This is a genomic window from Halorussus amylolyticus, from assembly GCF_004143485.2.
In the GTDB taxonomy this organism is placed as follows: Archaea; Halobacteriota; Halobacteria; order Halobacteriales; family Haladaptataceae; genus Halorussus; species Halorussus amylolyticus.
Genome location: NZ_RXOB02000022.1, coordinates 171,005 through 195,135 on the forward strand (window position 1 = coordinate 171,005; position 24,131 = coordinate 195,135).

At 65.4% G+C, this 24,131-nt stretch carries 21 protein-coding genes; 7 read left to right on the forward strand and 14 right to left on the reverse strand.

Going from position 1 to position 24,131, the window contains the following annotated elements; translation table 11 throughout:
- Positions 1–10: 10 nt before the first annotated feature.
- The 4 genes from nagZ to EKH81_RS17060 form a co-directional block, all read right to left on the reverse strand.
- The gene (gene nagZ, locus EKH81_RS17045; protein WP_132060641.1) at positions 11–1,645 is read right to left on the reverse strand and encodes a beta-N-acetylhexosaminidase; all 1,635 of its coding nucleotides are present in this window, start codon (positions 1,643–1,645) and stop codon (positions 11–13) included.
- A 21-nt stretch (positions 1,646–1,666) separates the two neighbouring features.
- A complete protein-coding gene (locus EKH81_RS17050) occupies positions 1,667–2,833 on the reverse strand; it encodes an exo-beta-N-acetylmuramidase NamZ family protein (RefSeq protein ID WP_132060643.1) in 1,167 nt (388 codons plus the stop codon).
- A gap of 517 nt (positions 2,834–3,350) precedes the next feature.
- Entirely contained in the window at positions 3,351–4,361 is a 1,011-nt protein-coding gene (locus EKH81_RS17055) for an LLM class flavin-dependent oxidoreductase (RefSeq protein ID WP_394352045.1), read from the reverse strand.
- Positions 4,362–4,729: 368 nt separating this feature from the next.
- Positions 4,730–5,890, reverse strand: a complete 1,161-nt coding sequence (locus EKH81_RS17060; RefSeq protein ID WP_132060647.1) for an alpha-amylase family protein — start codon at positions 5,888–5,890, stop codon at positions 4,730–4,732.
- Positions 5,891–6,406: 516 nt separating this feature from the next.
- On the opposite strand from EKH81_RS17060, the gene EKH81_RS17065 reads away from it, so the two are divergent.
- Positions 6,407–7,522, forward strand: coding sequence for a mandelate racemase/muconate lactonizing enzyme family protein (locus EKH81_RS17065; protein WP_202935183.1), 1,116 nt, complete (start codon positions 6,407–6,409; stop codon positions 7,520–7,522).
- A 26-nt stretch (positions 7,523–7,548) separates the two neighbouring features.
- Here EKH81_RS17065 and EKH81_RS17070 read toward each other — a convergent pair whose 3' ends face one another.
- Positions 7,549–8,625, reverse strand: a complete 1,077-nt coding sequence (locus EKH81_RS17070) for a serine hydrolase domain-containing protein (RefSeq protein WP_238392228.1) — start codon at positions 8,623–8,625, stop codon at positions 7,549–7,551.
- Positions 8,626–9,139: 514 nt separating this feature from the next.
- On the opposite strand from EKH81_RS17070, the gene EKH81_RS17075 reads away from it, so the two are divergent.
- On the forward strand, positions 9,140–9,808 hold the full coding sequence (locus tag EKH81_RS17075; RefSeq protein WP_132060649.1) for an HAD family hydrolase: 669 nt from the start codon (positions 9,140–9,142) through the stop codon (positions 9,806–9,808).
- Between the two features lie 9 nt (positions 9,809–9,817).
- Here EKH81_RS17075 and EKH81_RS17080 read toward each other — a convergent pair whose 3' ends face one another.
- The 5 genes from EKH81_RS17080 to EKH81_RS17100 form a co-directional block, all read right to left on the reverse strand.
- Complete coding sequence (locus tag EKH81_RS17080) at positions 9,818–10,912, reverse strand: oligopeptide/dipeptide ABC transporter ATP-binding protein (RefSeq protein ID WP_132060651.1); 1,095 nt, start codon at positions 10,910–10,912, stop codon at positions 9,818–9,820.
- Entirely contained in the window at positions 10,905–11,990 is a 1,086-nt protein-coding gene (locus EKH81_RS17085) for an ABC transporter ATP-binding protein (protein WP_132060654.1), read from the reverse strand. The genes EKH81_RS17080 and EKH81_RS17085 overlap by 8 nt, the downstream gene beginning before the upstream one ends.
- A gap of 54 nt (positions 11,991–12,044) precedes the next feature.
- Complete coding sequence (locus EKH81_RS17090) at positions 12,045–12,314, reverse strand: hypothetical protein (protein ID WP_132060656.1); 270 nt, start codon at positions 12,312–12,314, stop codon at positions 12,045–12,047.
- Positions 12,315–12,407: 93 nt separating this feature from the next.
- Complete coding sequence (locus tag EKH81_RS17095) at positions 12,408–13,439, reverse strand: ABC transporter permease (protein ID WP_238392229.1); 1,032 nt, start codon at positions 13,437–13,439, stop codon at positions 12,408–12,410.
- The gene (locus EKH81_RS17100) at positions 13,426–14,451 is read right to left on the reverse strand and encodes an ABC transporter permease (protein WP_132060660.1); all 1,026 of its coding nucleotides are present in this window, start codon (positions 14,449–14,451) and stop codon (positions 13,426–13,428) included. Before EKH81_RS17100 ends, EKH81_RS17095 begins: the two co-directional genes overlap by 14 nt.
- A gap of 242 nt (positions 14,452–14,693) precedes the next feature.
- Here EKH81_RS17100 and EKH81_RS19435 point away from each other — a divergent pair, with 242 nt between their 5' ends.
- Together EKH81_RS19435 and EKH81_RS17105 are read left to right on the forward strand one after the other, a co-directional pair.
- Complete coding sequence (locus tag EKH81_RS19435) at positions 14,694–14,858, forward strand: hypothetical protein (protein ID WP_202935184.1); 165 nt, start codon at positions 14,694–14,696, stop codon at positions 14,856–14,858.
- Between the two features lie 25 nt (positions 14,859–14,883).
- A complete protein-coding gene (locus EKH81_RS17105; protein WP_132060663.1) occupies positions 14,884–15,105 on the forward strand; it encodes a hypothetical protein in 222 nt (73 codons plus the stop codon).
- Between the two features lie 33 nt (positions 15,106–15,138).
- Here EKH81_RS17105 and EKH81_RS17110 read toward each other — a convergent pair whose 3' ends face one another.
- Positions 15,139–17,145, reverse strand: a complete 2,007-nt coding sequence (locus tag EKH81_RS17110) for an ABC transporter substrate-binding protein (RefSeq protein ID WP_132060665.1) — start codon at positions 17,143–17,145, stop codon at positions 15,139–15,141.
- Between the two features lie 228 nt (positions 17,146–17,373).
- Here EKH81_RS17110 and EKH81_RS17115 point away from each other — a divergent pair, with 228 nt between their 5' ends.
- Together EKH81_RS17115 and EKH81_RS17120 are read left to right on the forward strand one after the other, a co-directional pair.
- On the forward strand, positions 17,374–18,360 hold the full coding sequence (locus tag EKH81_RS17115) for a GNAT family N-acetyltransferase (protein ID WP_132060667.1): 987 nt from the start codon (positions 17,374–17,376) through the stop codon (positions 18,358–18,360).
- 48 nt (positions 18,361–18,408) lie between these two features.
- Positions 18,409–19,608 (forward strand): anhydro-N-acetylmuramic acid kinase, encoded by a 1,200-nt coding sequence (locus EKH81_RS17120; RefSeq protein WP_132060669.1) that lies wholly within the window; start codon positions 18,409–18,411, stop codon positions 19,606–19,608.
- A gap of 33 nt (positions 19,609–19,641) precedes the next feature.
- Here the strand turns inward: EKH81_RS17120 and EKH81_RS17125 are convergent, their stop codons facing one another.
- Positions 19,642–20,025, reverse strand: a complete 384-nt coding sequence (locus tag EKH81_RS17125) for a Rid family detoxifying hydrolase (RefSeq protein WP_132060671.1) — start codon at positions 20,023–20,025, stop codon at positions 19,642–19,644.
- A 125-nt stretch (positions 20,026–20,150) separates the two neighbouring features.
- Here EKH81_RS17125 and EKH81_RS17130 point away from each other — a divergent pair, with 125 nt between their 5' ends.
- Positions 20,151–21,170, forward strand: coding sequence for a zinc-dependent alcohol dehydrogenase (locus EKH81_RS17130; RefSeq protein ID WP_132060673.1), 1,020 nt, complete (start codon positions 20,151–20,153; stop codon positions 21,168–21,170).
- A 198-nt stretch (positions 21,171–21,368) separates the two neighbouring features.
- Here the strand turns inward: EKH81_RS17130 and EKH81_RS17135 are convergent, their stop codons facing one another.
- Positions 21,369–22,571, reverse strand: a complete 1,203-nt coding sequence (locus tag EKH81_RS17135) for an aminotransferase class V-fold PLP-dependent enzyme (protein ID WP_132060675.1) — start codon at positions 22,569–22,571, stop codon at positions 21,369–21,371.
- A 297-nt stretch (positions 22,572–22,868) separates the two neighbouring features.
- The gene (locus EKH81_RS17140) at positions 22,869–24,053 is read right to left on the reverse strand and encodes a glycoside hydrolase family 18 protein (protein ID WP_132060677.1); all 1,185 of its coding nucleotides are present in this window, start codon (positions 24,051–24,053) and stop codon (positions 22,869–22,871) included.
- Positions 24,054–24,131 lie beyond the last annotated feature (78 nt).

Sequence of the window (24,131 nt, forward strand, 5' to 3'; positions counted from 1 at the left end):
AGAGACGACCCTATTCGTCGGGTATCGTGACCGGAAGCCGTCCCTGTGCCTCGCGCTCGCCAGCGACGATTTCGGCCGCCACCGCGAGCGAAATCGGCGCGTCGTCGTAGGTCGTGAGGTACGTCGAGACCTCGGGAAACGCCGACAAATCGTAGGGGTTCCGAATCGCGACGACGACGAGGTTCGCGTCCGAGTTACTGACCTGCGAGACGACCTCGGCCTGCGCGGAATTGGCCGCCGCGTTCCGCGTACAGACCACGACCGTCTCGTCGGCCCCCGGGTCGATTTCGAGCGAGTCGGCCGCGCTCGGCGCGGCCGACTCGCCATCGAGCGTCTGAACCTCGACCGCGGTCTCGCCCTCGCGGTCGGCCACGCACTCGCGCAGGCGCTCGACGAACGCGCCCGCGTCGGCACCCGACTCCTCGACCTCCGACCCCGCGCCGCCGGGGAACTGGACGACGCGAATCTCCCCGTCACCGACGGGGAGATTCGCGTCTCTGTCGCGGACCAGCGTCACGCCCTGCTCGGCGATTCGGCGGGCGACTCGTTTGCTCTCGTCGTTCGCGTCGGCCCACGAATCGTAATCGGGCGACGACTCGCCGATGTCGTACTCTCGCTTGGTTCGGAGAATCCGCCGGACCGACTCCTCGATTCGGCGCTCGGCGATGCGTCCGGACTCGACCGCCTCGACGACGGCGTCGATGGCGGCGCGCTGTGTTTCGGGCGTGTGCGAAACCATCACGAGGTCGCACCCCGCTTCGACCGCCTGCACTGCACCCTCCGGGGTACCCACGGTGTCCGCGATGGCGTTCATCTCCATGCAGTCGGTCGCAATGAGGCCGTCGTAGCCCAGGTCCTCGCGGAGCAGGCCGGTCAGGACCGACTTCGAGAGCGTGGCCGGGCGCTCGGCGTCGTCGGTGAACGCCGGAAACGCGACGTGGGTCGTCATTATCGCGCCGATATCTGCCTCGATTGCCGCCCGGAACGGCGCGAGTTCGACCCGGTCGAGGCGGTCGCGGTCGTGGTCGATGACCGGCAGGTCGAGGTGCGAGTCGGTGTCGGTGTCGCCGTGGCCCGGGAAATGCTTCCCGCACGCGACCACGTTCTCGGACTCGAACCCTTCGGCGGTCGCGGCCCCCAACTCGCTCACCAGTTCGGGGTCCTCGCCGAACGACCGAACGCCGATGACCGGGTTGTCGGGGTTGTTGTTCACGTCGAGGACCGGCGCGAGGTCCACGTTGACGCCGACGGCGCGGAGTTCGCGCGCCTTGGCCGCCCCGGCGCGCTCGGCGAGGTCCGGGTCGCGGGTCGCGCCGACGGTCATCCCGCCGGGGAGCCGACCCGCCCACGGAAGCCGCGAGACGATGCCGCCCTCCTCGTCGATGGACACGAGGAGCGGCGGGGCGTCGTTCTCGGCCGCGGTTCGCTGGAGCGACCGCGAGAGGTCGGCGACCTGTTCGGGGTTCTCGACGTTTCGCGCGAAGTAGATGACGCCGCCGACGCCGTCCGCGGCGAACTCGCGGACGGCGTCGTCGGGGGTCGTGCCCCGAAAGCCGACGACGAACAGTTGGGCGACTTTGGCTTTGAGGTCCCACTCCGCGACGTTCCGTTCTCCGTTTCCGGTATGCTGAAAAGCGTTGGACATGGTTCAGTGGGGTACCGTCGTTCAGTAGAGCAGGTGTCGGTCGCGCGCGTCGAGGAACGACGTGCGCTCGTCGTCCCACCGGTCGATGATGCCGTCGGCGATTTCGACCGCGCCGTTCGAGGTGGCGGCCTCGTCGATTGTCTTCCGGAGGTAGGTGCCCCCCGCGAGTTTGTCGATGAAGTGGTCGCCGTCGTAGGCGACCCACTCGCAGTCGTCGTGGCGGTTGAACGCAGAGATGAGCATCGTCAGCCCCGTTCGAACCGGCTCGAAGCTCTCGCGGTCGAGGACGTGGACCTGCACGCCCTCGATGTCGTCTCGCTCGTGTTTCGAGAACATCGGTGTGAAGTACGCCGGACGGAACGCCACGCCCGACAGTCCCTCGTCGTTGAGCGAGTCGGCCCACGCTTCGGCGTCTATCCACGGCGCGCCCACCAGTTCGAACGGCTTCGTGGTCCCCCGGCCCTCCGAGAGGTTCGTCCCTTCGAAGAAGCACGTTCCGGGATACACCGTCGCGGTCCCGAGCGTCGGCATGTTCGGCGAGGGGTACACCCACGGCAGGTCTGTGGCGTCGTACCACACGTCGCGGTCCCAACCGTCGAGTTCCACGACTTCGAGATTCGCGCCGATGTCGAACTCCTCGTTGAAGTACACCGCGAGTTCGCCGACGGTCATTCCGTGGACGACCGGGAGTTCGTAGTTCCCGACGAACGAGGCGTGCGAATCCGGCACGCGATTCCCGGCGGGCGCGACCGGCGCGATGGGGTTCGGTCGGTCGAGGACCACCATGCGCTTTCCGGCCTCGGCCACGCCTTCGAGCGCGTACGCGAGGGTGTAGATGAGCGTGTAGAACCGACAGCCGATGTCTTGCATGTCGTAGACGACGGTGTCGAGGTCGGCTATCATCTCCGGCCGGAGGTGTTTCTCCTCGCCGTAGAGGCTCTTGACCGGCAGGCCGGTCTTCTCGTCGGTGCTGTCTTCGACTTCGACTCCGGCCTGCGCGCTCCCCCGAATCCCGTGTTCGGGGCCGAACAGTTTCCGAAGGTCGAACTCCGCGCGGTCGTGTAGCAGGTCGATAGTCGTCCGAAGCTCCGAGTCCACGCCCGACGGGTTCGTGATGAGACCGAGGCGCTCGCCCGAGAGGACGGACTCCTGTGATTCGAGAACCGATTCGATTCCAAGGCGAACCATACGCTCTCACATATCGTGTCGGGGATATAAATGTAGGTGGACCGCTTGGGAGGGTTTGGATACGGGCGACGAATCGGTTCCGTGAGCGTCTCTGCTTTCCGTTTGGTAGTGTTGGCTCCCCCGGAATTTTTTGGTTGGCTATTGTGGACCGCGGAATCCGGACCCAAGAACAGCCAGAAAGCCCCGGCGGCGGTCGCCACCGGCGGACAAACCGCGTCCGCCGAGCCCTCGTTCGCTTCGCTCACGAGGAGGCCGCTCTGGCGGATATCTGCGGCTCTCCGCACCGTCGGACGAGTCCGACGAGCCTTCGTTCGCTTCGCTCACGAAGACACCGCCCGTCGCAGATAGAGCCGCCAGAGACGACTGAACTGCACGCGAGCGCGCCGCCCCTTTCAGTCCCGTCCTGTTGGCTGTATCACCGAGTGTTTCCCGGCGGTTGTGTCATCGGCTGTTTCCCGTAGAATGTGTCACCGGCCGATTCCGGCGGCCGTCGCACCGGCCGATTCGGGGTGAACGCTCAGAACTCCGGAATCACGTGGTCGGCGAAGGCGTCGATGGTGTCTCGCGGGTCGCCGACCTTGCTCACGACTAGCACGCGGGTCACGCCTGCGGCTTCGAGTTCCTCGACGTACTCCACGAACTCCGCGGGGTCGTCGGTGACGTTGTTCGCGTCGATGAGTTCCTCGTCGGAGATGGTCTCCAACTCCGCGTCGGCGGCCCGCTGGATGTCGCGGGGGTCGGGGTTGTCGAGTTCGGTGTCGTCGGGGGTGTGCTCGCCCGCGGCCCGGAGTTCGCCCGCGAGTTCGTCGGGGTCGCCGAAGTGGGCGCTCATCTGGTTCATCACCTCGGCGTCGGCCAGCGAGCGACCCGCGTCTTCGAGGCCCTGTTCGAACTTCGGCACGAGCAGATTCTCGATGTGGTCGGGCGAGGAGACGGTCGTGAGATTCCCGGCATACTTCCCCGCGCACTTGGCCGACTGGGGTCCCCACGCCGCCCAGTGAGTCGGGATGTCTTCCTTCGGCGGCGTGTAGAGTTTGATGGGGTCGTAGTCGTAGTAGTCGCCGTCGTAGCCGACGTACTCCTCGGACTCCCAGAGCGTCTCCATCACGTCGAGCGTCTCGATGAGCATCCCCGCGAGGGTGCCCCAGTCGGGCCACTCGCCGTCGTAGAAGTGCGCCTCGTTGAGCGCCTCGCCCGTCCCGACGCCGAGTTCGAACCGTCCTGGAAACATGTTGTCGAGCGTGGCGATAGCCTGCGCGAGGACCGGCGGATGGTACCGAACCGTGGGGCAGGTCACGGCAGTCCCGACCGGCACGTCGGGCACCTCGGCCATCAGCGCGCCGAACCACGGGAGGATGTGGTGCGTGTAGGGCCGGTTGTCGAGCCACGGCAGGAAGTGGTCGCCTATCCAGACGCCCTCGAAGCCGGATTCGACCGCGTACTTCGCCAGTTCGATGTCCTCGCGCGGGGACCGAAAGCACCCCGCGACGTTGTAGTGAATCTCCATACGAACTGCGATTCGCGTCACTCCTATAAACCTTCGCTACGCGACAGTCGGCCAATCAATCGCGTGACGGCCGGTGACGTGGCCGCCGGAAACGCTCGGTGACACAGACCATCGGAATCGGCCGGTGACGCAACCGACAGGGTGGGACTTCCGAAAGACACGTCTTTCGACTTCCCGCTCGTTCCTCGCGGGAATGAAAGGGGCCGCCCGGTCGCGTTTACGTGGTCGCCTCTGCGGGCGACTATTCTCGCGCGGGCGGTGCTGAGAGCGCGAGAATATCCCGCAGAGCGACCGCGACCGGGCGGGGGCTTTCTGGCTGTTCCTCACTTTGGTTCTTCAAAACCCGAAACAACCGTTAGAGACACCCAATCCACCGCAAAACCGAACTCCTAGCCGAACGTCTCCCCAAGCCACCCGACCTGCTCGTCGGTCAGCAGCGACTGATTGTAGACGTGGACGTTCGAACACCGGTCCCGGACTGCGCCGACGACCGCTTGCCACTCGGTCTTCGACCCCACCACCTCGGGGTCCACGCAGACGCCAGCGTCGAGCGGGAGGTCCACCGCGGCATCGAGGTCCTCGACCCGTCGCCGCGCGACTTCGGGGTCGCCGACGTAGCAGAGCGCGGTCACGCGGTCGAGGTGGGGTTCGAGGCGATTCAGTTCGACTCCTGCGGGCCACCCGTCGCCGGGGTCGTGGCCGAAGCCGTCGGCGACGTAGTAGTTCAGGGGCACGTCGTCGCTCGCCTCGGCGAGACGGCTGACGAACGACTCGATGACCTCCGTCCGGAAGTCGAACAGGTCGTCTACGACCGGGTGCTCCTCGCGGAGCGCCGCGAGGTCCGCCGACTCGTTCGGGCCTTCGAGGACCGCCTTGCACTCCTCGCGGACGACCGCTTTCGCCCGGTCGAAATCGACAGGATGGTCGGCCGCGGCCGCGCGACACCCCGAGCAGAAACACTGCGAGAGCAGGAGTTCCTGGTCGGTCCCGGTCACCGACTGATTCTTGTCGTGGCCGAACTCGCTCCCGTGACCGTGAAACGCGTTCGGGAAGCCGACGGATTCGAGCTGAATCTCCTCGACGCCGCACTCGGCGAGCGACCCCGCGACCCCCGCGAAGTACGCCCGGACTTCGGGGTGGGACGGACACAGCGCGTGGTCGTGCGGACTTCCGAACGCGCTCTCGAATCGGTACTCGGGATTCTCGGCTCCCAGTCGGGAGTTGTGATTGCAGACGAGCCACGCGTTCACCGCGACTCCGGCGTCCGCGGCCAGCGCCATCACGTCGCCGAGCGGGTCGTCGGAGCCGGCCACGTCGTTGACCGGCGGAGCGATGGGGGTGTCCGCGAACTGCTCGGGCGACGGTTCGAAGTAGCACCCGCCGGGGTGAGACTCGAACAGTCGCTCGTCGCGCCGGGGGTCGAGCGTGCGAATCGAGTGGTAGTGGCTCGCGACGTTCGCCGCTTCGACGCCTCGGGAGGCGAGGCGGTCGAACGACGCCGTCGAGCGGTCGCCGAGAAAACTCCAGGGATACGCCCACATGACAGCCATATCCGTGTGTTCCGAAGCGACGATTAATAAGCTTTGTATCGGGGTGACGTTTTCGACGGGGTCGGTCGGGTCGAATATAGTGAAATCGCTATCGGAGTCGCATCGGAAATTGGGATTCAGATGACGTTAGGTGGCAGTGTAGCGAACCGCCAGAAAGCCCCGGCGCACTCGTTACGAATAGTAAGAGACGACACCAAGACCGGTTTGAAAGCCCCGGCGCGGTCACGCGAGCGCAGCGAGTGTGACCTCGTGGGAGCGAAGCTCCCACGGCGCTCGCGGTCGCTCAGCGACATATCCTCGCTCGCTTCGCTCGCTCGGATAGAGGTCACTGAGACGACCACGCACGCGCGAGCGCGCCGCCCCTTTCATTCCCACCCACGGTGGTTTGTCCCACTGGCTGTTTTTGACTGTTTGTCTCACCGGCCGATTCCCGACTGCCGCGTCACCGGTCGCAGTCCGACCAAAAATCGCAATTCGACGCGAGAATTTATAAGGCGAGGCTCGGTCGGTGTGAGTATGTCGGTCACGAATTTGGAAGCCATCCCCGTCAACGTGGACGTACAGCCACGCGACGAGGGACTCGGACTCGCACCGTACGTCAGCAACCACGACGAAGTCTGGGACGTGACGCGAATGCTCGTCCGGGTCGATACCGACGACGGCGTCACCGGGTGGGGCGAGATGCTCGTCGGGATGAAGTCCGCCCGAGTGACGAAAGCGGTGATGGAGGACGTTATCGCGCCCGAACTCATCGGTCGCGACGTGTCCGAAATTCGGCCGTTCGTCGAGGAGTTCTACTACCCCTACGCGAAGGTCCGGCCGTTCCTCGGCGCGGTCGAGACCGCGCTCTGGGACGCGCTCGGCCGGAAACTCGGCGCGCCCGTCCACGAACTCCTCGGCGGGAAGACCCGCGACGAGATTCCCATCGCTCACTGCCTCGGTATCATGGGTCCCGAGGAGTCCAGGAAGTACGTCCGGCGCGCGTATGACGCCGGGTTCCGGACGCTCAAGACCAAAGCGGGCCACGACTGGCGGACCGACGTGGACCGGCTCGTCGCCATGCACGACGAGGTGGACGGCGACATGGAGTTCCGCATCGACCCGAATCAGGGCTGGACGACCGAGGACGCGGTCCGGGTCGCGGCCCGACTCGAAGACGCGGGCGTCTACCTCCAGTACCTCGAACAGCCCGTTCGAATCGACTCGCCCGGCACGTACAAGCGACTCCGCCAGCGACTCCGGACCCCCATCGGGGTCAACGAGGACGCCTACTTCCCCTACAACCTCTACCACCTGATAAAGCAGGACGCCATCGACGTGGGCGTGCTCGACCTCGTTCCCGCCGGAGGAATCATGCGAGTCCGCGAGCAGGCCGCGGTCGCGTCCGCGGCGGGCGTCTCGCTCTCGCACCACTGCGGCTTCGACCTCGGGGTCAAAACCGCGGCGGTGCTCCACACGGTCGCAGCCACCCCGGCCATCAATCTCGCGCCCGACAGCGTCTATTACGGATGGGACGACTACCTCGTGAAGTCGCCGCCGGACGCCACTACCGGGTCGATTCGGGTTCCCGACGAACCGGGTCTCGGCGTCGAGGTGGACGAGGAGAAAGTCGAGGAGTATCGCGTCGATTAGCACCGACTCGGTCGGTCGGCTAATTCTCAGTACCGGCCCGCGCCCACCAGTCCGTGGAATCGCTCGCGGAATCGAATCAGTCCGGTTCCCTTTCCGTCGTACACCTGATTCGTGAGCAGGACCGCGAACACGTCGTTTTTCGGGTCTATCCAGAGCGAGGTTCCGGTGTAGCCGGTGTGCCCAATCGCGTCGCCCGACCACGGAAGGCCGGGGTACTGCCCGCGCGCCAGTCGCCAGCCCAAACTGTGGGGTTCGTCCACCTCCGGCGCGTGGTCCTCGGAGAGTCGGGCGACGGTCGCGGGTGAGAGGAGCCGCGTTCCAGTCTCCGCGTGCCCGTCGTTCAGGAGCGCGCGAGCGAACCGAATCACGTCGTCCACGGTGGCGAATAGCCCGGCGTTTCCGCTCTCGCCGTCCATCGCGTTCCCGAGCGGGTCGTGGACCTCGCCTCGAAGGACCCGGTCGCGGTACTCGTGGTCGTAGGTCGCCGCGATTGGCGTCGCGTCGGTCGGACCGAGACGCGCGTCGGCCATCCCCGCCGGGTCGAAGGCGAACTCCCGTGCGAGGTCGGCGAGCGACTCGCCGGTGGCTTGCCGGAGCGCCTCCGCGAGGTGGACGTAGTTCAGACAACTGTACTCGTAACGCTCGCCGGGGTCCACGTCCATGAGCGAGCGGTCGTACAGCCCTTCCAAGGTCTCGTCAGCCGTCGTCCACGCCGAGTCGAAGGCGTACGGCTGGAACCCCGAGGTGTGGGTCAGGAGTTCGACCAGCGTCACGTCGCCGCGCTCGGTTCCGTCGAGCGCCGGAATGTGGCGGTCGAGCGAGTCCGAGAGCGCGAGCGTCCCGGCCTCGGCGAGTCGGAGCGCGACCGTCGCGGTCACTATCGGCTTGGTGAGCGACGCGAGGTCGAACACAGTCTCGCGAGTCGCGGGCAGGCCCTCCTCGGGGTCGCGGTCGCCGACCGCGACCACCCGATGGGTCTCGTCGGCGCTCCCGACCGCCGCCACCGCGCCCGGAAACGCGCCCTCCGAGAGACCGTCCTTCAGAAGCTCGGTCAAGGGGTCGTCGGTATCTGCTATCGGCGAATCGTTCCCTGTTCGTGTCACGTTCCCGGAGTCGGACGGAGGTGTCTTAATTGTTCGCGGACCCCGGCCGAGTCGCGGCGGCTCTACCGCCGCGACTCGGCCGGACCGCCTGAATCGGCCGGTGACGCATTCCACCGGAAGCGCCCGGTGACACAGACAACGGGTCGGGACTGAAAGGGGCGGCGCGCTCGCGTGCAGTTCAGTCGTCTCTGGCGGCTCTATCTGCGGCGGGCGGTGTCTTCGTGAGCGAAGCGAACGAAGGCTCGTCGGACTCGTCCGACGGTGCGGAGAGCCGCAGATATCCGCCAGAGCGGCCTCCTCGTGAGCGAAGCGAACGAGGGCTCGGCGGACGCGGTTTGTCCGCCGGTGGCGACCGCCGCCGGGGCTTTCGAGGTGTTATTGGAGTCGTCTCCTGCTGTTCGGAGCGCCGAGGCTTTCTATCTCTCCGTCACTGCCGCAATTCTTGCAATACTGACACAGCCCTCTTTTCCCAGCGACCAGTACATTCATACCGGCGTACGGCCATCTCCCATCCATGTACGAATCGGTCGTGTTCGACGTGGACGGCGTCCTCCTGCAACGCCACGCCGACCATCCGGACGTGTACGGCGAGGCGGTCGCAAAGACGTTCCGGTCGTTCGACGTGGACCCGCCAGCGTCCGACGTCGAGGAGTTCATCGGGTCGGCGACTGTCGAGGGGATGCGAGCGGTCTGTGAGCGCCACGGTGTCGATTTCGAAACGTTCTGGCCCGAGCGCGAACGCACGGTCTCGAAGCTCCAGCAACGGATGATGGAAGACGGCGAGCGCGTCCTCTACGACGACTGCTCGGTACTCCCGGAGTTGGCGGACAGTCACGCGCTCGGCGTCGTGAGCAACAATCAACACGAGACGATTAGCCACATGGTCGAGCACTTCGGCCTCGGCGACCACTTCGAGACCGTCTACGGCCGCGACCCGACTGTCGCGGGGTTCGAACGAATGAAGCCCGATATCCACTACGTCGAACGCGCGCTCGACGACCTCGGCACGCGGTCGGCGCTCTACGTCGGCGACAGCGCGGCCGACGTCATCGCCGCCCGGCGCGCGGGTCTCGATTCGGCGTTCGTGTGGCGCGACCACCGGGCGGACTACGAACTCCCCGAAGAGCCGACTCACGAAATCGACCGTTTGACGGAACTGACCGACGTCGTCGCAGAAGAGTAGCGTTCGCACTCAGTCCGAAGAAGTCGTGTTCATGTGCACGTCGTCGTCGCTTTCGAGCGCGGGGCTGTTCCAGTACTCGTGGTCGTCGCGCTGGCGGAAACACGCGACTCGCTGCCCGTCGCCCTCGTGGTCGGCGAGTTCGGGCGTCGCCTGTTTGCAGGCCTCGCGCGCTTCCGGACACCGGGTGTGGAACCGGCACCCGGAGGGCGGGTCGGCCGGGTCGGGAATGTCGAGCGACCGAACCGGCGGGTCCTCGACGCTCCCGTGGCTGTGAACGTCGGTGGTCGCCCACAGCAGGACCTTGGTGTAGGGGTGCTGTGGATTGTGAATTATCTGCTCGGGCGTCCCGATTTCCACGAGTTCGCCGAGATACATGATGCCGATTCGGCCGTCGGCCTTCTGCGTGAGGTACTTCGCGTTGGCGAGGTTGTGGGAGATGAACACGTAGGAGGTGTCGAACTGGTCCTGGAGTTCGAGGAACAGGTCCATCATCTCGGCCCGCAGGCTCACGTCGAGGGCCGACACCGCCTCGTCGGCGAGGATGACGTCGGGGTTCATCAACAGCGCCCGGAGGAGCGCGATTCGCTGCTGTTCGCCGCCCGAAAGCTGGTGGGGGTATCGCTCTGCGTAGTCGCTCGCGGGCGTCATCCCGACGTGTTCGAGCAGGCCGTGAATCCGGGCGTGTCGGTCGGCCTCGTTCAGGTCGGTCCGCCACTGCTTGAGCGGCGCGGCCAGCGCCGACCGGACCGTGTAGTTCGGATTCAGCGAACTGCCGGGGTCCTGGTGGATTATCTGGAGCGCCCGGCGAATCTCCTGCTGGGTGTACCCGCCCTCGAGCGCGCCGTCGTCCTTCGTGGCCCACACGTCCTGTCCGCGGTATCTGAGCGTCCCGCCCGTGGGTCGCTGGACGCCGATTGCGGTCTTGCCGAGCGTGGTCTTGCCACACCCCGACTCGCCCACGAGCGCGATGACGTCGTTTTCGTACACGTCGAGCGAGACGCCGTCGACCGCCCGGACCGTCTCGGACCCGGCGAACCCGAGGAGTCGCTCCTTCGTGAAGTGGACCTCGATGTCTTCGAGGCTCACCACCGGGTCGTCACTCATCGTGACCCTCCGTGTCGAACGGGATTTCGTCGGCGGCGTCCTCCCAGTGGAAGCAGGTCGCCTCGTGGTCGTCGCCGACCGACCGGAACGCGGGGTCGTCGCGACGACACTCCTCGTCTGCGAGCGGACACCGCGGGTGGTACGAACACCCCTCGGGGACGTGAACCGGGTCGGGACTCGACCCCGGAATGCCCGCGATGTCGATTTCGCGGTCCGCGACGTTCGGGACCGCCTTCAGGAGCGCCCGCGTGTACGGATGTGCGGGGTCCTCGACGATGGCGTCGGTCGGGCCGACCTCCGCGAGTTCGAAGGCGTACATCACCGCGAGTCGGTCGGCGATGTCGGCGACTAGCGGGAGGTCGTGGGTCACGAACACCAGCGTGAGGTCGTACTTCTCCTTGAGGTCGGCGAGCAGGCTGATGATGGACCGCTGCATCAGCAGGTCGAGCGCGGCGGTGGGTTCGTCCATCACGAGCACGCTGGGTTCGAGGATGAGGCTGAGCGCGATGAGCGCGCGCTGTTTCTGGCCGCCCGAGAGTTCGTGGGGGTGCGACCGAAGCACCTGTCCGGCGGGCAGGTAGAGGTCTTCGAGGAGTTCGCGCGCGTTCGCCAAGCCCTCCTCTACGTCGCTGCCGTGCGCCCGGAGCGTCTCCTCGAAGTGCGCGCCCACCGTCATCGTGGGGTTGAACGCGCTCTGTGCCGCCTGAATCACGAACGAAATCTCGTTCCACCGGAGTTCGGTGAGTTCGCGGTCGGACAGCGACACGACATCGACGGGGTCGCCGTCCTCGGGATGGAAGATGACCTCGCCGTCGAGTTGGCCGGGCGAGACGACGGCGTCGAGCATCGCCGACGCGAGCATCGACTTTCCGGACCCGGACTCGCCCACGACGCCGAGGACCTCGCCCCGGCGGACTTCGAGGTTCACGTCTCGGAGGACGCGGGATTCGCCGCGGTCCATGTCGAACGATACGTTCGCGTTTCGGACTTCGAGGACGACGTCTTCCGCGAGGTCGCCCCCGAAGTCGTCGGCGTCGGTGTCGAAATCGTCGGTGTCGGTCTGTGTGCGTGATGCCATGAGTGGTAGTAGCCTGAGTGGGTTGCGTGTCTGAATGTCGCCTCTGTGGTCGAGTCAACGGTAGCCGATGAGTCGGAGCCCGAGGTGGCCGAGCGCGGCGTACACGAACGCGCTGACGCCCCACACCGCGAGCATCCCCGAGATGACGCCGAAGTAGACGCCGGGGACGTGTTCGGAGAACACGACCGCCAACACGAGGAAGACGACGCCGAGCGTCGTCACGAACGCGAGGAACGAACGCCGAACCGCGAGCGACAGTCTGATTAGCAGTCCGCGGTCGTCGTCGCGCCGGTAGCCGTCTTCGGGGTCGCTACTCGTTGCCATGTGTCTGAATCCCGCGTCGGGGACTTATAATTACGGCAGACGTTTCGGAAGCGTGTCGAGTCTCGGAAGCCTCGTTCGGGGCGATTGACGGTCTCATTGTTCCTCCGCGTCGGCGGTCGTGCTTTCGTGGCGCGCCCGGAGTCGGACGTTGAAGATGCGGTCGAGTCCCTGCGCGAACAGGATGAAGCCGAGCGAGACGATGGCGATAGTCAGCATGGGTGCGAACAGCCAGTGGAGTTGGCCGAGATTCGTCAGGTCCGCGCCGTTGTACGCCTCGTTCATCATCACGCCCCAGTTGAGCGTGGTGAACGACAGGATGCCGAGGAAGTAGAGCGCGACCGACTCGAAGATGATGGTGCGCGCGCCGTTGGCGAAGTTGATGGAGATGTACGGCATCAGGTTCGAGATGATGTCCTTTCGGAGGATGGTCAACTGCGAGAGACCCATGATTCGCGACGCCTCGGTGAACGCCTCCTCGCGAATCGACAGCACCTCCGACCGGACGGTCCGGGCGAGTCGCGGCCAGTTGTCGATGCCGAGGATGATGCCGACCACGACGGGGTGGCGCGGTTCGAAAATCGCGGCGAGGACGATGACCAGCGCGATGCCGGGAATCGTGAGCACCACGTCGGTGAACGACATCAGCGTCTTGTCGATGGTGCCGCCGCGGTAGCCCGCGACGGTTCCGATAACCGTCCCCGCGATGACCGAGAGGAACGCCCCGGCGAATATCATCTGCAGCATCGCGGGAGCCGCGTGAACGAGCTGTTTGAAGATGGACTTGCCCATCACGCCGGTTCCGAGCGGGTACGCGGAGTCCTGAAACGGCGGCGCGAAGATGGGACCCTCCATCACGGTCGGCGTCGCGACCAACACCACGCCGTCGAGGAACCACCAGTTCGACGACGAGACCCACGCGACCACGCCGGTCAGGAAGAACGCGGCGATGATGAGTCCGCCGACGAGCGCGCGCCAGTCGCGCACCAGCACCGCCATCGGTGCGTAGACTCGCCGGTCGAACGTCCGGCGGGCCTTCTCACGTCGTGTTAGCGTCGGCACCTCAGAGGTCCGGGTGAAGATGTCGTCGATGGGCGACCCGTCGCCGCCGTCGTCAGTAGCTTTCACGTTCGGCACCTCCTTTCACGCGCGGGTCGATGATTCCGTAGGTCAGGTCGGCGACGAGGATTCCGAGGAGCGTCAGAGTCGTGAAGAAGATGAACGACCCCATGATGAGCGGGTAGTCGCGGTCCATGAGCGCCTCGAACGTCACGAACCCCATCGCGGGATAGTTGAAGATGGTTTCGAGGATGATGCTACTGCCGAACAGGCTGGCGATTCCCATCATGATGCTGGTGTAAATCGGGAGGAGCGCGTTCCGGCCGACGTACCGAATCGCGATGCGACCCTGACTGATGCCCCGGAGTCGCGCGAGGCGGATGTACCCCTTGCCCATCTCGCGGATGCAGTTGCCCCGGAACGCGAGCGCGCCGCCGAAGCCCGCGATGAACGACGACAGGATGGGGAGCGCGGCGTGTTCGACGATGCCCGCGATGAACGGGTAGTTGAACCCGGGCGTGGTTCCGGGGGTCATTCGGCCCCCGCTCGGGAACCACCCGAGGTTGAACGAGAACACGATGAGCGCGAGGATGGCGACGATGTAGTACGGGACGGTGGTGTTGATAATCGAGACGACCGTCATCCCGGCGTCGAACCGGCTTCCCTCGGTGTAGGCCATCGCGGCCCCGAGGAGCAGGCTGACGGTGGTGCCCAGCGCGAGACCGTAGATGCTGATGAACAGCGACCACGGCATCGCCGCGAACAGTATCTGGAACACGGGTTCGCGCTTGGTGATGGACACGCCGAAGTCCTGGTACACCACGATATCGTACAGGTACTCGTAGTACGCGAAGTACCACGGTTGGTCCGGGTTGATGCCCGTGTAGGCTTGGACCATCTGATTCACCTTCTCTATCTGGTCTGGAGTGGGGTTGCCCTGCTGGACGAGCTGACTTATCAGATTCGCTCGCATCATCTCGACCGGGCCGAACGGCAACATCCGGTACAGCGCGAACGTCACGGTGACCGTGACGAAGAACACGAGTACCGATTGCCCCAATCTCTTGAGGTAATACGACATGCTATTGTATCCGTGATGTGTCACCGTCATAAATCTATGGCCTATGGTGTCGTGGGACGAACACCAGACCGCCCCTGTCGCGCGGCGAACGGCGCTTCGCCGTTCGCCGCGTTCGCTCGGTCTCGACCGGCGTTTCGGCCGTCTTTGCGTTTTTGCCTCGAATCGACCGTCTTCGCGGCTTCCGTCCCGAACCACCGTCTTCTCGGGGAAAGGTTCATCATTCGTCCGACGAGGATACGCGTATGGTACTCGACCGACTCCGCGACCTCCTCGACTCGTCCGACGACGACCGGGAGCTGTATCGGTGCGTCAACTGCGGCGACGAGTTCGAGCGCGCCTTTCGGGAGTGTCCCGCGTGCGGGGGTCCGTACGTCGCGCCCGTGGACGGCGACAGTCGCAACGCTTAATTTCCGGCGGTGAGGCGAGGGAGGTATGAGCCACGAGCCGGGACTCCTCGATTACGTCTGTGCGAACGCCGACAAACTCGCGCTCATGCTCGCGCTGGAGACGCTCGCCGGACTGCTATCGGTCGGCTTCTTCCTCGCGTCCGAACCCGGCACGCCGACCCGAGTCGTCTCTGGACTCAACGTTCTCGGGGTCCTCGCCATCGGTGGCTTCACGGCGGCCCTGCTCTGGGCGTGTCACAGGCGGTAAAATAATCTGTCGAACTCGCGGGCGCGGGTCGCGCTACTCGGTCTTCGCGCTGATGTGGCCCTTGACGAGGTACTCCATCGCGGTCGTGGTGTGTTCGGACACCGTCGCCTCCGCGTCGGTGTGGTCGTCGGTCTCGCCCGCGACGGGGAAGTTGTACGTGTCGGTCTTGCCCCAGTAGGTCTTGGTCTCCTCGTAGAAGCCGATGTGCGGAAGCTGGTAGTTGTGGTACCAGACCAGCTTCTCGGTCAGGTCGCGCATCTCGTCTTCGTCCTGCGTCTGTGACAGGACGTTCGTCCACTTGAACGGGTAGAGCGTCTGCATATCGCCGCCGTCACCCATCGCTCCCACCTCGGTCGGGAACTCCGGCCGGAGCGGGTGGTTCAACTTCTCGGTGGTCTCCTGTTCGAGCTCCGGCTCCGCCCGATTGACCTCGCAGCTCTCGGGCGGGTCGAGGGTCTCGGCGTGGTTGTCGTAGCGCCCGAGACCGCCCGCGCTCACGGTGGTGAACGCCGACGCGGGATGCGTCGCGTTCGTGAACCAGTTGCACATATCGAAGTCGTACGTCTCGTCCCACGTGTTCCAGAAGCCGCTGCTCGACGGCACGATGAGCTTGTTGTCGAATCCGAACTCGTCGAGTTTCGGGCTGAGGTACTTGCCGATGGTCTCGTAAATCGGCCACGGCGGCGTGAGGTACTGAAGCCCCTCGACGGCGTCCCCGTCGGGACCGACCCACTGGTCGCCGTCTTTGGTGTAGCCCGCGTCTTCGAGGACTTGTGTCGCCTTGTCCGGCTGGGAGTTCAGCCCGTAGTCGATGATGCTGTCGCGGAATTCGTCCGGGAGCCACTGGTCGGCCAGCGTCGAGGACATCCCCATCGAGTTCCGGTGGGGAACGTACTCCTGTCCGTGCGACCCCTTGATGACTTCCACCAGTTCCTCGTGGTCGATGACGTACGCGATTGCGCGCCGAACCGCCCGTCGCGAGAGGTGCTTGTTGTCGAAGTTGATGGCGAGCTTCGGGACGCCGCCGATGGAGAACTGGCTGAACACGTCGAGGTCGTCGTTCTGTTCGACCTGCGTGAGCATCTTGTCGCCGAAGTCGAACCGGCCGGACTGGAGCGCCTGAATCGACTTCTGGTTGTCCGCCATCAGGACCCAGTTGAAGGTGTCGAGGTTCGTCCAGTCGGCGCGCGGGTGGTCTTCGTACTTCTCGTGAGTGACTTCGGTCGGGTCGAACTGCGTGGGTTGCCACATCCCGCACCCGAGACCCTCGGCCGTGAGGTCGTCGAGCGAAATCTTGTGCTCGTTGAGGTCCTGGGCCACGCTGCTAATCGCGTCCTCGCTACTCGCGTCCTCGAACTGTTCGAGCCACGACTCGAAGTAGTCGTGCTTCGCGACGAGGCCGATGTACCCGACTTGCTGGAGGTCGGGGTTCGCGGGACCCGCGAGTTCGTTCCGAAGCGTGTAGTCGTCTTCGAGAACCCACGTGTTGTCGGTCTCCTCGGGGCCGCCGTACTCCTGATAGGCGGTAATCATCTGTGTGGTGTACATGTCCTGGGCGGTGACCGGGGTGCCGTCCCACCACGTGTACTCGTCGCTGAGTTCGATGACGACTTCGCACCCGCCGCCTTCGAGGCGGATGTCGTCGGCGAGCCACCAAATCGGTTCGCCGCGGTTGTTCGGGTAGACGAGCGACTCCCACCACATGTACTCCGCCCAGTACTCGAAGTCGCTCTGGGTGGCGAAGGGGTTGACGTTCGCGTCGCTCGGCGTCCAACTCACCGGCTTGCGAATCGTGATGTCGGTGGTGAGCGGCGACCCGCCCTCCGAGTCCTCGGTCGTGGAATCGTCGGACTCGGTGTCGGACGCAGTCGTGCTCCCGTCTTCGGTGGTCGTGAGCACGTCTGCGTCGTCGGGGTCTTGACCGCTACTGCATCCGGCAAGACCGGCGGTAGCCGCACCGGAAGCGAGCGCTAGTATCTGTCGGCGTGAGAGCCGTTGCGAACCGCTGGTCTCACTGCTCGAATGGCTTCTGTTAACCATGCACACTTCGTAGTCAGGTGTTTTTGACATAAAGGTTTTGGTACTTATTTATATTTCTAAATACTGTTAGGTAGACAGAACTCGATATTCGGCGCTCTCGGAACCGAATTCGACCGGGACAACGCTTATGCTCGACGCCCCGAAAGTCGGAACAACTGACAGAATGATTCGGACATACCGACGGCGCTACCGATTCGACTCCCCTGTTTCGAACGGAGGTCGGGTCACGTGACGGTCGAGTGTCGGCGACTCACCGACCGCGAGCGCGTGCTGGCGGGCGTCGAACGCTGGAACGACGCCCACCCCGAGTTCGAAATCGACGAGCGACTCGTCGAACAGAACGTCTACGCGCCGTTCGCTGGCGTCGATGTCGCGGCGTGGGGGTGGTACGCCGACGCCGACGAATCGGTCCCGACCGGATTCGTCCTCGCGAAGACGCTCACGCGAACGGTCCACGGGTACGCCGGACCCGACCGCGGCTGGATTAGCCTCCTCGCGGTCGACTCCGGAGCCGACGATTTTCGGGCGGTCGGACGCGCGCTCCTCGACGCCGCGGAACGCGAGCTAGCAAACTCCGGCGTCGAGACGCTCCGGTTCGGCGGCGACCCGCAGAACTTCCTCGCGGGGCTTCCCGGCAGTTTCTCCGACGACTACGCCGACCTGCTCGCTGACGCAGGGTACGAGCGCGACGGCACGGTGTACGACCTCGAACGCGATATCTCCGGGTTCGAACTCCCCGAGCGAGTCGAGCGTACGCGAGCGCTCGCGGACGACCTGACCGTCGAGCGAGTCGAAGCGCGAAGCGAGTCCGACCTGACGAGATTCCTCGAACGAGAGTTCCCCGGCCGGTGGCACTACGAAGCCGAGAACGTCGCTCGACGCCCCGGCGGCGTAGACGACTACTGGGTTCTCAGGCGCGGCGAAACGGTAGTCGGATTCGCCCGGACGAACGCGCCGTCGTCGGCGTACTGCGGCCCCAACGCGAACTGGGGCTGGCGACTCGGCGACGCCTACTGCGGTCTCGGCCCGGTGGGCATTCACTCGGAGTACCGCGGTCGGGGCTGGGGATTGTTCCTGCTGGCGACCGTCGTGGAGTCGCTCCGCGATGACGGCTACGACCACGTCGTCATCGACTGGACCGGCCTGCTCGACTACTACGCGAAGTTGGGCTTCGAACCGTGGCTCGAATACGACGTGTTCCGGAAGGACCTGTGAAAACGGAGTCGGGGAAACACCCAAGACGGCCGGGCGAACAGCTACCGTATGCGACTACGCGACGAGATTTCCGAGGCGCGGTACGCGGTCGGACTGATGTCCGGCACGTCGCTCGACGGCATCGACGCGGCGTGCTGTCGGATTCGCCGAGACCCCGCGAGCGACCCGCCGACGAACTACGAGGTGACAGTCGAGTCGTTCCACACCGAGGCCTACCCGGCCGACCTCCGCGCCGAACTGCTCGCGCTCTGCGACGACGAGACCGGAACCGTCGATGCGGTCTGCCGGACGAACGTCGCGCTCGGCGAACTGTTCGCCGACGCCGCGCTCGCGGCGTGCGAGGAGGCGGACGTGTCCCCCGAGGAGGTGGCGGTCGTCGGAAGCCACGGCCAGACGGTCTGGCACGCGCCCGACCCGGAGGCGGTTCCGGGCACCGACCGACACACGCGCTCGACGCTCCAAATCGGCGACGGGAGCGTCATCGCCCACCGGACCGGCGTGCCCACGGTGTCGGATTTCAGACTCGGCGACATCGCGGCCGGCGGCCACGGCGCGCCCCTCACCCCCTTCTTCGACCTCGCGTGCCTGTCGGCCGACGACGAGGCGCGCGCGCTCCAGAACATCGGCGGCATCGGAAACTGCACCCTCCTGCCGCCGAGCCCCGACCGCGACGACGCGCTGGCGTTCGACACCGGGCCGGGGAACATGGTCATCGATGCGGTGGTCGAGACACTGACGGACGGCGAGGCGACCTACGACGAGGACGGCGAGTGGGCCGCAGAGGGCGGGGTCGATGAGAAGGTGGTCGCCGAGTTCCTCGACGATTCGTACTTCGAGCGAGCGCCGCCCAAGACGACCGGCCGCGAGCGCTTCGGCCACCATTACGCCCGCGAGTTCGTCGCGGCGGCGCGCGACCGCGACTGTGGGGATGCTGACATCGTGGCCTCCGCGACCGCACTCACTGCCCAGTCCATCGCCGACGCCTACGACCGATTCGCCGACCCGTACCCCGACCGAATCGTGGTCTCGGGCGGCGGGGCCAACAACCCCACCCTGCTCTCGATGCTCGCCGAGCGAACTCGGAGTCCGGTCGAGCGACTCGAATCGCTCGGTCTCGACAGCGATGCGAAGGAGGCCGCACTGTTCGCGCTCCTCGGAATCACGTCGCTCGACGGCGTGGCGAACAACGTCCCGCGCGCGACCGGCGCGGAGCGCCCGGTCGCGCTGGGAAAGCTGAGTCGTCCGTAGTTCGAAAACTCAGTCGTCCGTAATCCGGAACGCTCAGTCGTCCGTCGCCGACGCCACGACCTCGATTTCCACGTCGATATCGACCGGGAGGTCGGCGACCTGTACCGCGCTCCGGGCGGGGTACGGGTCGGACATGTACTCGCCGTACACGTCGTTGATATCGTCGTAGTCGTCCATGTCCATCACGAACACGGTGGCTTTCACCACGTCGTCGAGCGACTTGCCCGCCGACGCGAGGACGGCTTCGACGTTTTCGAGGGTGCGCTCGGTCTGTTCGCGCACGTCGCCGTCGATGATGTCGCCGGTCTCGGGGTCGATGGGACCCTGCCCCGAGACGTAGATTTTGTCGCCGTCGCGGATTCCCTGCGAGAACGGTCCGATGCTCGGCGGCGCGTCGTCGGTGGATAGTTCTTCCATGCGGGCGACTCTCGCGCGCGAGTCCACATTAGATTTCTCTTTCCGGCTATTCGAACGGACTCGCACTTTCGGGGTACCGAGGTAGCTTTATATCCGTCCGCCGACGAACTCGAAGCGATTCGAGTATGCAAGCCATAGTCATCGACGGCGACGGCGACATATGGGACGAGCAACGCGACCGCCCCGAACCCGCTCCGGGCGAGGCGCTGGTCAAGATTCGCGCGGTCGGCATCTGCGGGAGCGACCTCGGACTCATCGAAGGCGAGGGACCTCCGTGGACGAACTACCCCCTCGTGCCGGGCCACGAAGTGTGTGCCGAAGTCGTGGAACTCGGTGAGGGCGTCGAGGACCTCTCGGTCGGCGACCGGGTCGCGCTCCACGGCTTCGTCTACTGTGGCACCTGCACGCCGTGCCGCGAGGGCCGGTACTACCAGTGCGACGACCTGCAGGAGGTCGGTTTCACCATCGACGGCGGCTACCGCGAGTACGCCGCGCTACCCGCCTACACCCTCACGCCGATTCCCGACGACATCTCCGACCTCGAAGCGACTCAAATCGACTCGGCGGCCTGCACCCTCCACGCGATGAAGCGGGTCGAAACCGCTGTGACCGACACCGCCGCGGTTCTCGGTCCGGGGTCGCTCGGCCTCTACGGCGTCCAGTTGCTCCACGCTTGGGGCGTCGAGGACGTGATTCTGACCGGGACGCGCGACGAGCGCCTCGAAGTCGGAACGGACCTCGGCGCGAACCGCACGGTGAACGTCCGCGAGGAGAACCCCGTCGAGGCCGTCCGCGAGTACACGGACGGCGAGGGCGTGGACCTCTGCGTCGAGGCGGCGGGCGCGGGCGACGTGGTGAACACCTGCCTCGAAATCACGAAAAAGCGCGGGAGCGTCGTCCTGACCGGCGTGTTCGGCGGCAAGAAGGAAATCGACCCGAACCACATCGTCTCGAAGGAACTCGAAGTGGTCGGCGGGGTCACGGCCTCCCACGCGGTCGCGGACGTCATCGAACTGTTCCGGCGCGGCGACCTCACGGTCGAAGGCATCGTCACCCACGAGTTCCCCCTCGCGGAGTACGACGACGCGCTCGATACGGTTCGAGAACGCAGGGACGGCGTGATTAAGGGCGTACTTCGGCCTTGATTGACCTTTGAGGTGGCGAACGCGCGACTGACCAACCACTGGGTGGGACTGAAAGGGGCGGCGCGCTCGCGTTTACTTTAGTCGTCTCAGCGACCTCTATCTGCGCGGGCAGTGCGGAGAGCGCAGATATGTCGCTGAGCGACCGCGAGCGCGCCGGGGCTTTCTAAAACACAGTACCGCCGACTCTACTTCAGCAACTTAGATGTTCGCTTCGATTCGCTCGACCACGTAGTCGGCCTCCTCGTCGGTGAGACACATCGGATTCACGGTGAACTCCGAGTTGTGAAGGCCGTCCGCGCCGACGTACACCCGAGGCTCTTCGCGCCGGAGTGCGGCCACGAGGTCGGCCGCATCGACAGGAGAGTCGCCGAGGTCCGCGACGACTTCGGGCGCGACCGCGGTCTTCTCGGCCCCAGTAATCGAGCAGGTCAGGCCCTCAATCGCGCCGAGCGAATCGCCGATTCGCTCGGCGCGGGCCTGCCACTCGGCGACGAGCGCGTCGTGGTCCTCCTCGACGAACAGTTCGAGGGCCCGGATGAGACCCACGAGTTCCTCCTTGCCGACCTTCATCGAGCGCCCGATGCCCTGTCGAGGAACCCCGTCGATGTCGCGCACGTCGAACAGCGACTCGGGCGGTTCCCAGGCCTCGCTCGCGGCGTGCATGTCGAGGTGCTGGAGCGCGGCCGACTCCACGAGGTCGGCCCGCCCGGCGAGGATGCCCGTCGATTGCGGACCGCGAATCGCCTTCCCGCCGCTGAAGACGACGAGGTCAACGCCGAGGTCGATGAATCGCGTGAGATTCGACGCTGGCGGGAGTTCGGCCGCGGCGTCCACGATGACCGGAACGCCGTGGTCGTGGGCGATTTCCACGACCGTCTCCAGCGGCGGTTGGGTGTAGGGCTTCTGGACGTACCCGACCGCGGCGGTCTCGTCGGTGATGGCGTCCGCGATTTCCCACGGCTCGACGTTGGCCGCGCCCGTGCCGAGGTGGTAGTCGTTCGTGCCCACGTCCACGATTTCGGCCCCGGCCGCCCGGAGCGCGTGGTCGTAGCCGGTTCGATGGGTTCGGGGCATTACGATTTCGCTCGGGACACCCTCGGTGTCGGGGAGGCGGGCCATCGCGCCGGGGTCGTCGCCCGCGATGGCGGCCGCCGCGCCGAGGGTCATCGCCGACGCCGCGCCGCTGGCGACGTAGCCCGCCTCCGCGCCCGTCACCTCGGAGACGAGGTCGCTCGCGCGGGCCTGCAGGTCTGAGATGCGCGCGAAGCCGGTCGCGGCGTCGGCCATCGCCTCGACCGCCTCCTCGCGGATGAGGCTCCCGCCGATTCGCGTCTTGGTTCCGGCGGCGTTGATGACGGCCGGGACGCCTATTTCGTCGTACACGCTCGGTGTGTCTGGCATGATTCGGATGGCTCGCGGTGGCTACTAATCCATTTCGGTGCGGACGGAGAATCTATAGCTTCCACCCAGAGTGAGACAGAGAGAGGGATTTTAGGGTAGAAAGCCCCGGCACGCTCGCGGCCGTTGCTCGGCATATCTGCGCCTCTCAGCAACACCCGGCGCAGATAGTGGCCGAGCAAGCGGCCACGGGCCTTCGGCCCGCGAGCGCGCCGCCCCTTTCAGTCCCACCCGAGGTGGATGCTCAACCGAGCTATGCACGACCCAATCTGACCGGCTACGATACCGAATCAGTCGATTTCAGGGATGCGAGATGTGGCGGTCTATCGTTTCGAGCAGGGTGTTGGTCGGGTCTTGGGAGAGTTCCCAGCACATCATCCCGCCGAACCCGTGGTCTACCGCGTACTTCGTCTTCTCCATGACGGAATGCTTGTCGTCGTACGCGATGAACACGTCGTCGGCCTCGGAGTAGAGCCACGGCACGCGGGCCTCGGGATGCCAGTGGTACTGGTAGTCGTCGTCGGACTTGACGTTCTCCTGAATGTCGGCGAACGTCCGCGAACTCCCGCCGTCGAACGGTTGGAACAGCCCTTTGTCGTCCGAATCCTCGTTCTCCACGTTCTCGTACGTCCGGCCGTAGAACGGAAGCCCGAAGTGAATCTTTTCTTTCGGAATCGCCCGGTCACCCCAGTACTGCATGGCGTAGTCCGCGGTGAACGTCGGCGTCGAGTTCGGCGCGTCCGGGACCGGGTAGAGCGGCGCGTTGAAGTGCGTCCGCGAATCCCACGTCCCGTGGAAGTCGTAGGTCATCACGTTGAGGAAGTCCACGTCGTCGGCGAATTTCTCGACCTCCAGCGGGTCGCTAACCGCCGTGTTGGCCGACACCGCCATGCTGAGTTCGTACGTCCGGTCGTCCTCTTCTTCGGCGTCGTCGAACTGACTCCGTATTTCGGCCAGGAGTTTGGTGAGGTTCTGCGGGTCCTCCTCCCGAACCGAGCCGTCGGGGTACTCCCAGTCGATGTCGATGCCGTCGAAGTTGTACGTCCGCATCTGCTCGATGGCGGTGCGCGCGAACCGCTCGCGGCGCTCGGCGGTGAGCGCGGCGTCCGAGAACCGACCGGAGTACCACCCGGCCTGAATCGAGAGCAGGAACGACGTGTCGGGCTGTTCGTGAGTTACTTCCTCGAACGTTTCGAGGACTTCGGGCGCGTAGTCGCCCTCGACCGCGAGCTTGACCTCCCCGTTCGACTCGGGTTCGAGGAACGCGTAGTTGAGGTGGGTGAGCTTGTCGTAGGGAACGTCGCGCGGCGCGTACTCGCCCGCCCACGAGGGGTAGTAGCCGACGACCCGCTTGTCCGAGACGGGTCCCTTCTCGGAGCCGCCGCCCTTCGCTCCGGCGACGCCGCCGACGAGCGACGACCCCGCCAACACGCCGGTACTCTGTATGAATTTACGCCTGTCGATGATTGATTGCGTATCGCTCATTAAATCCGATAACCGGACGTATCTGTGATAAATATTTCTCTAGAATCCTCGATAATTTCGCTCTCGGTGCCCGTGCGG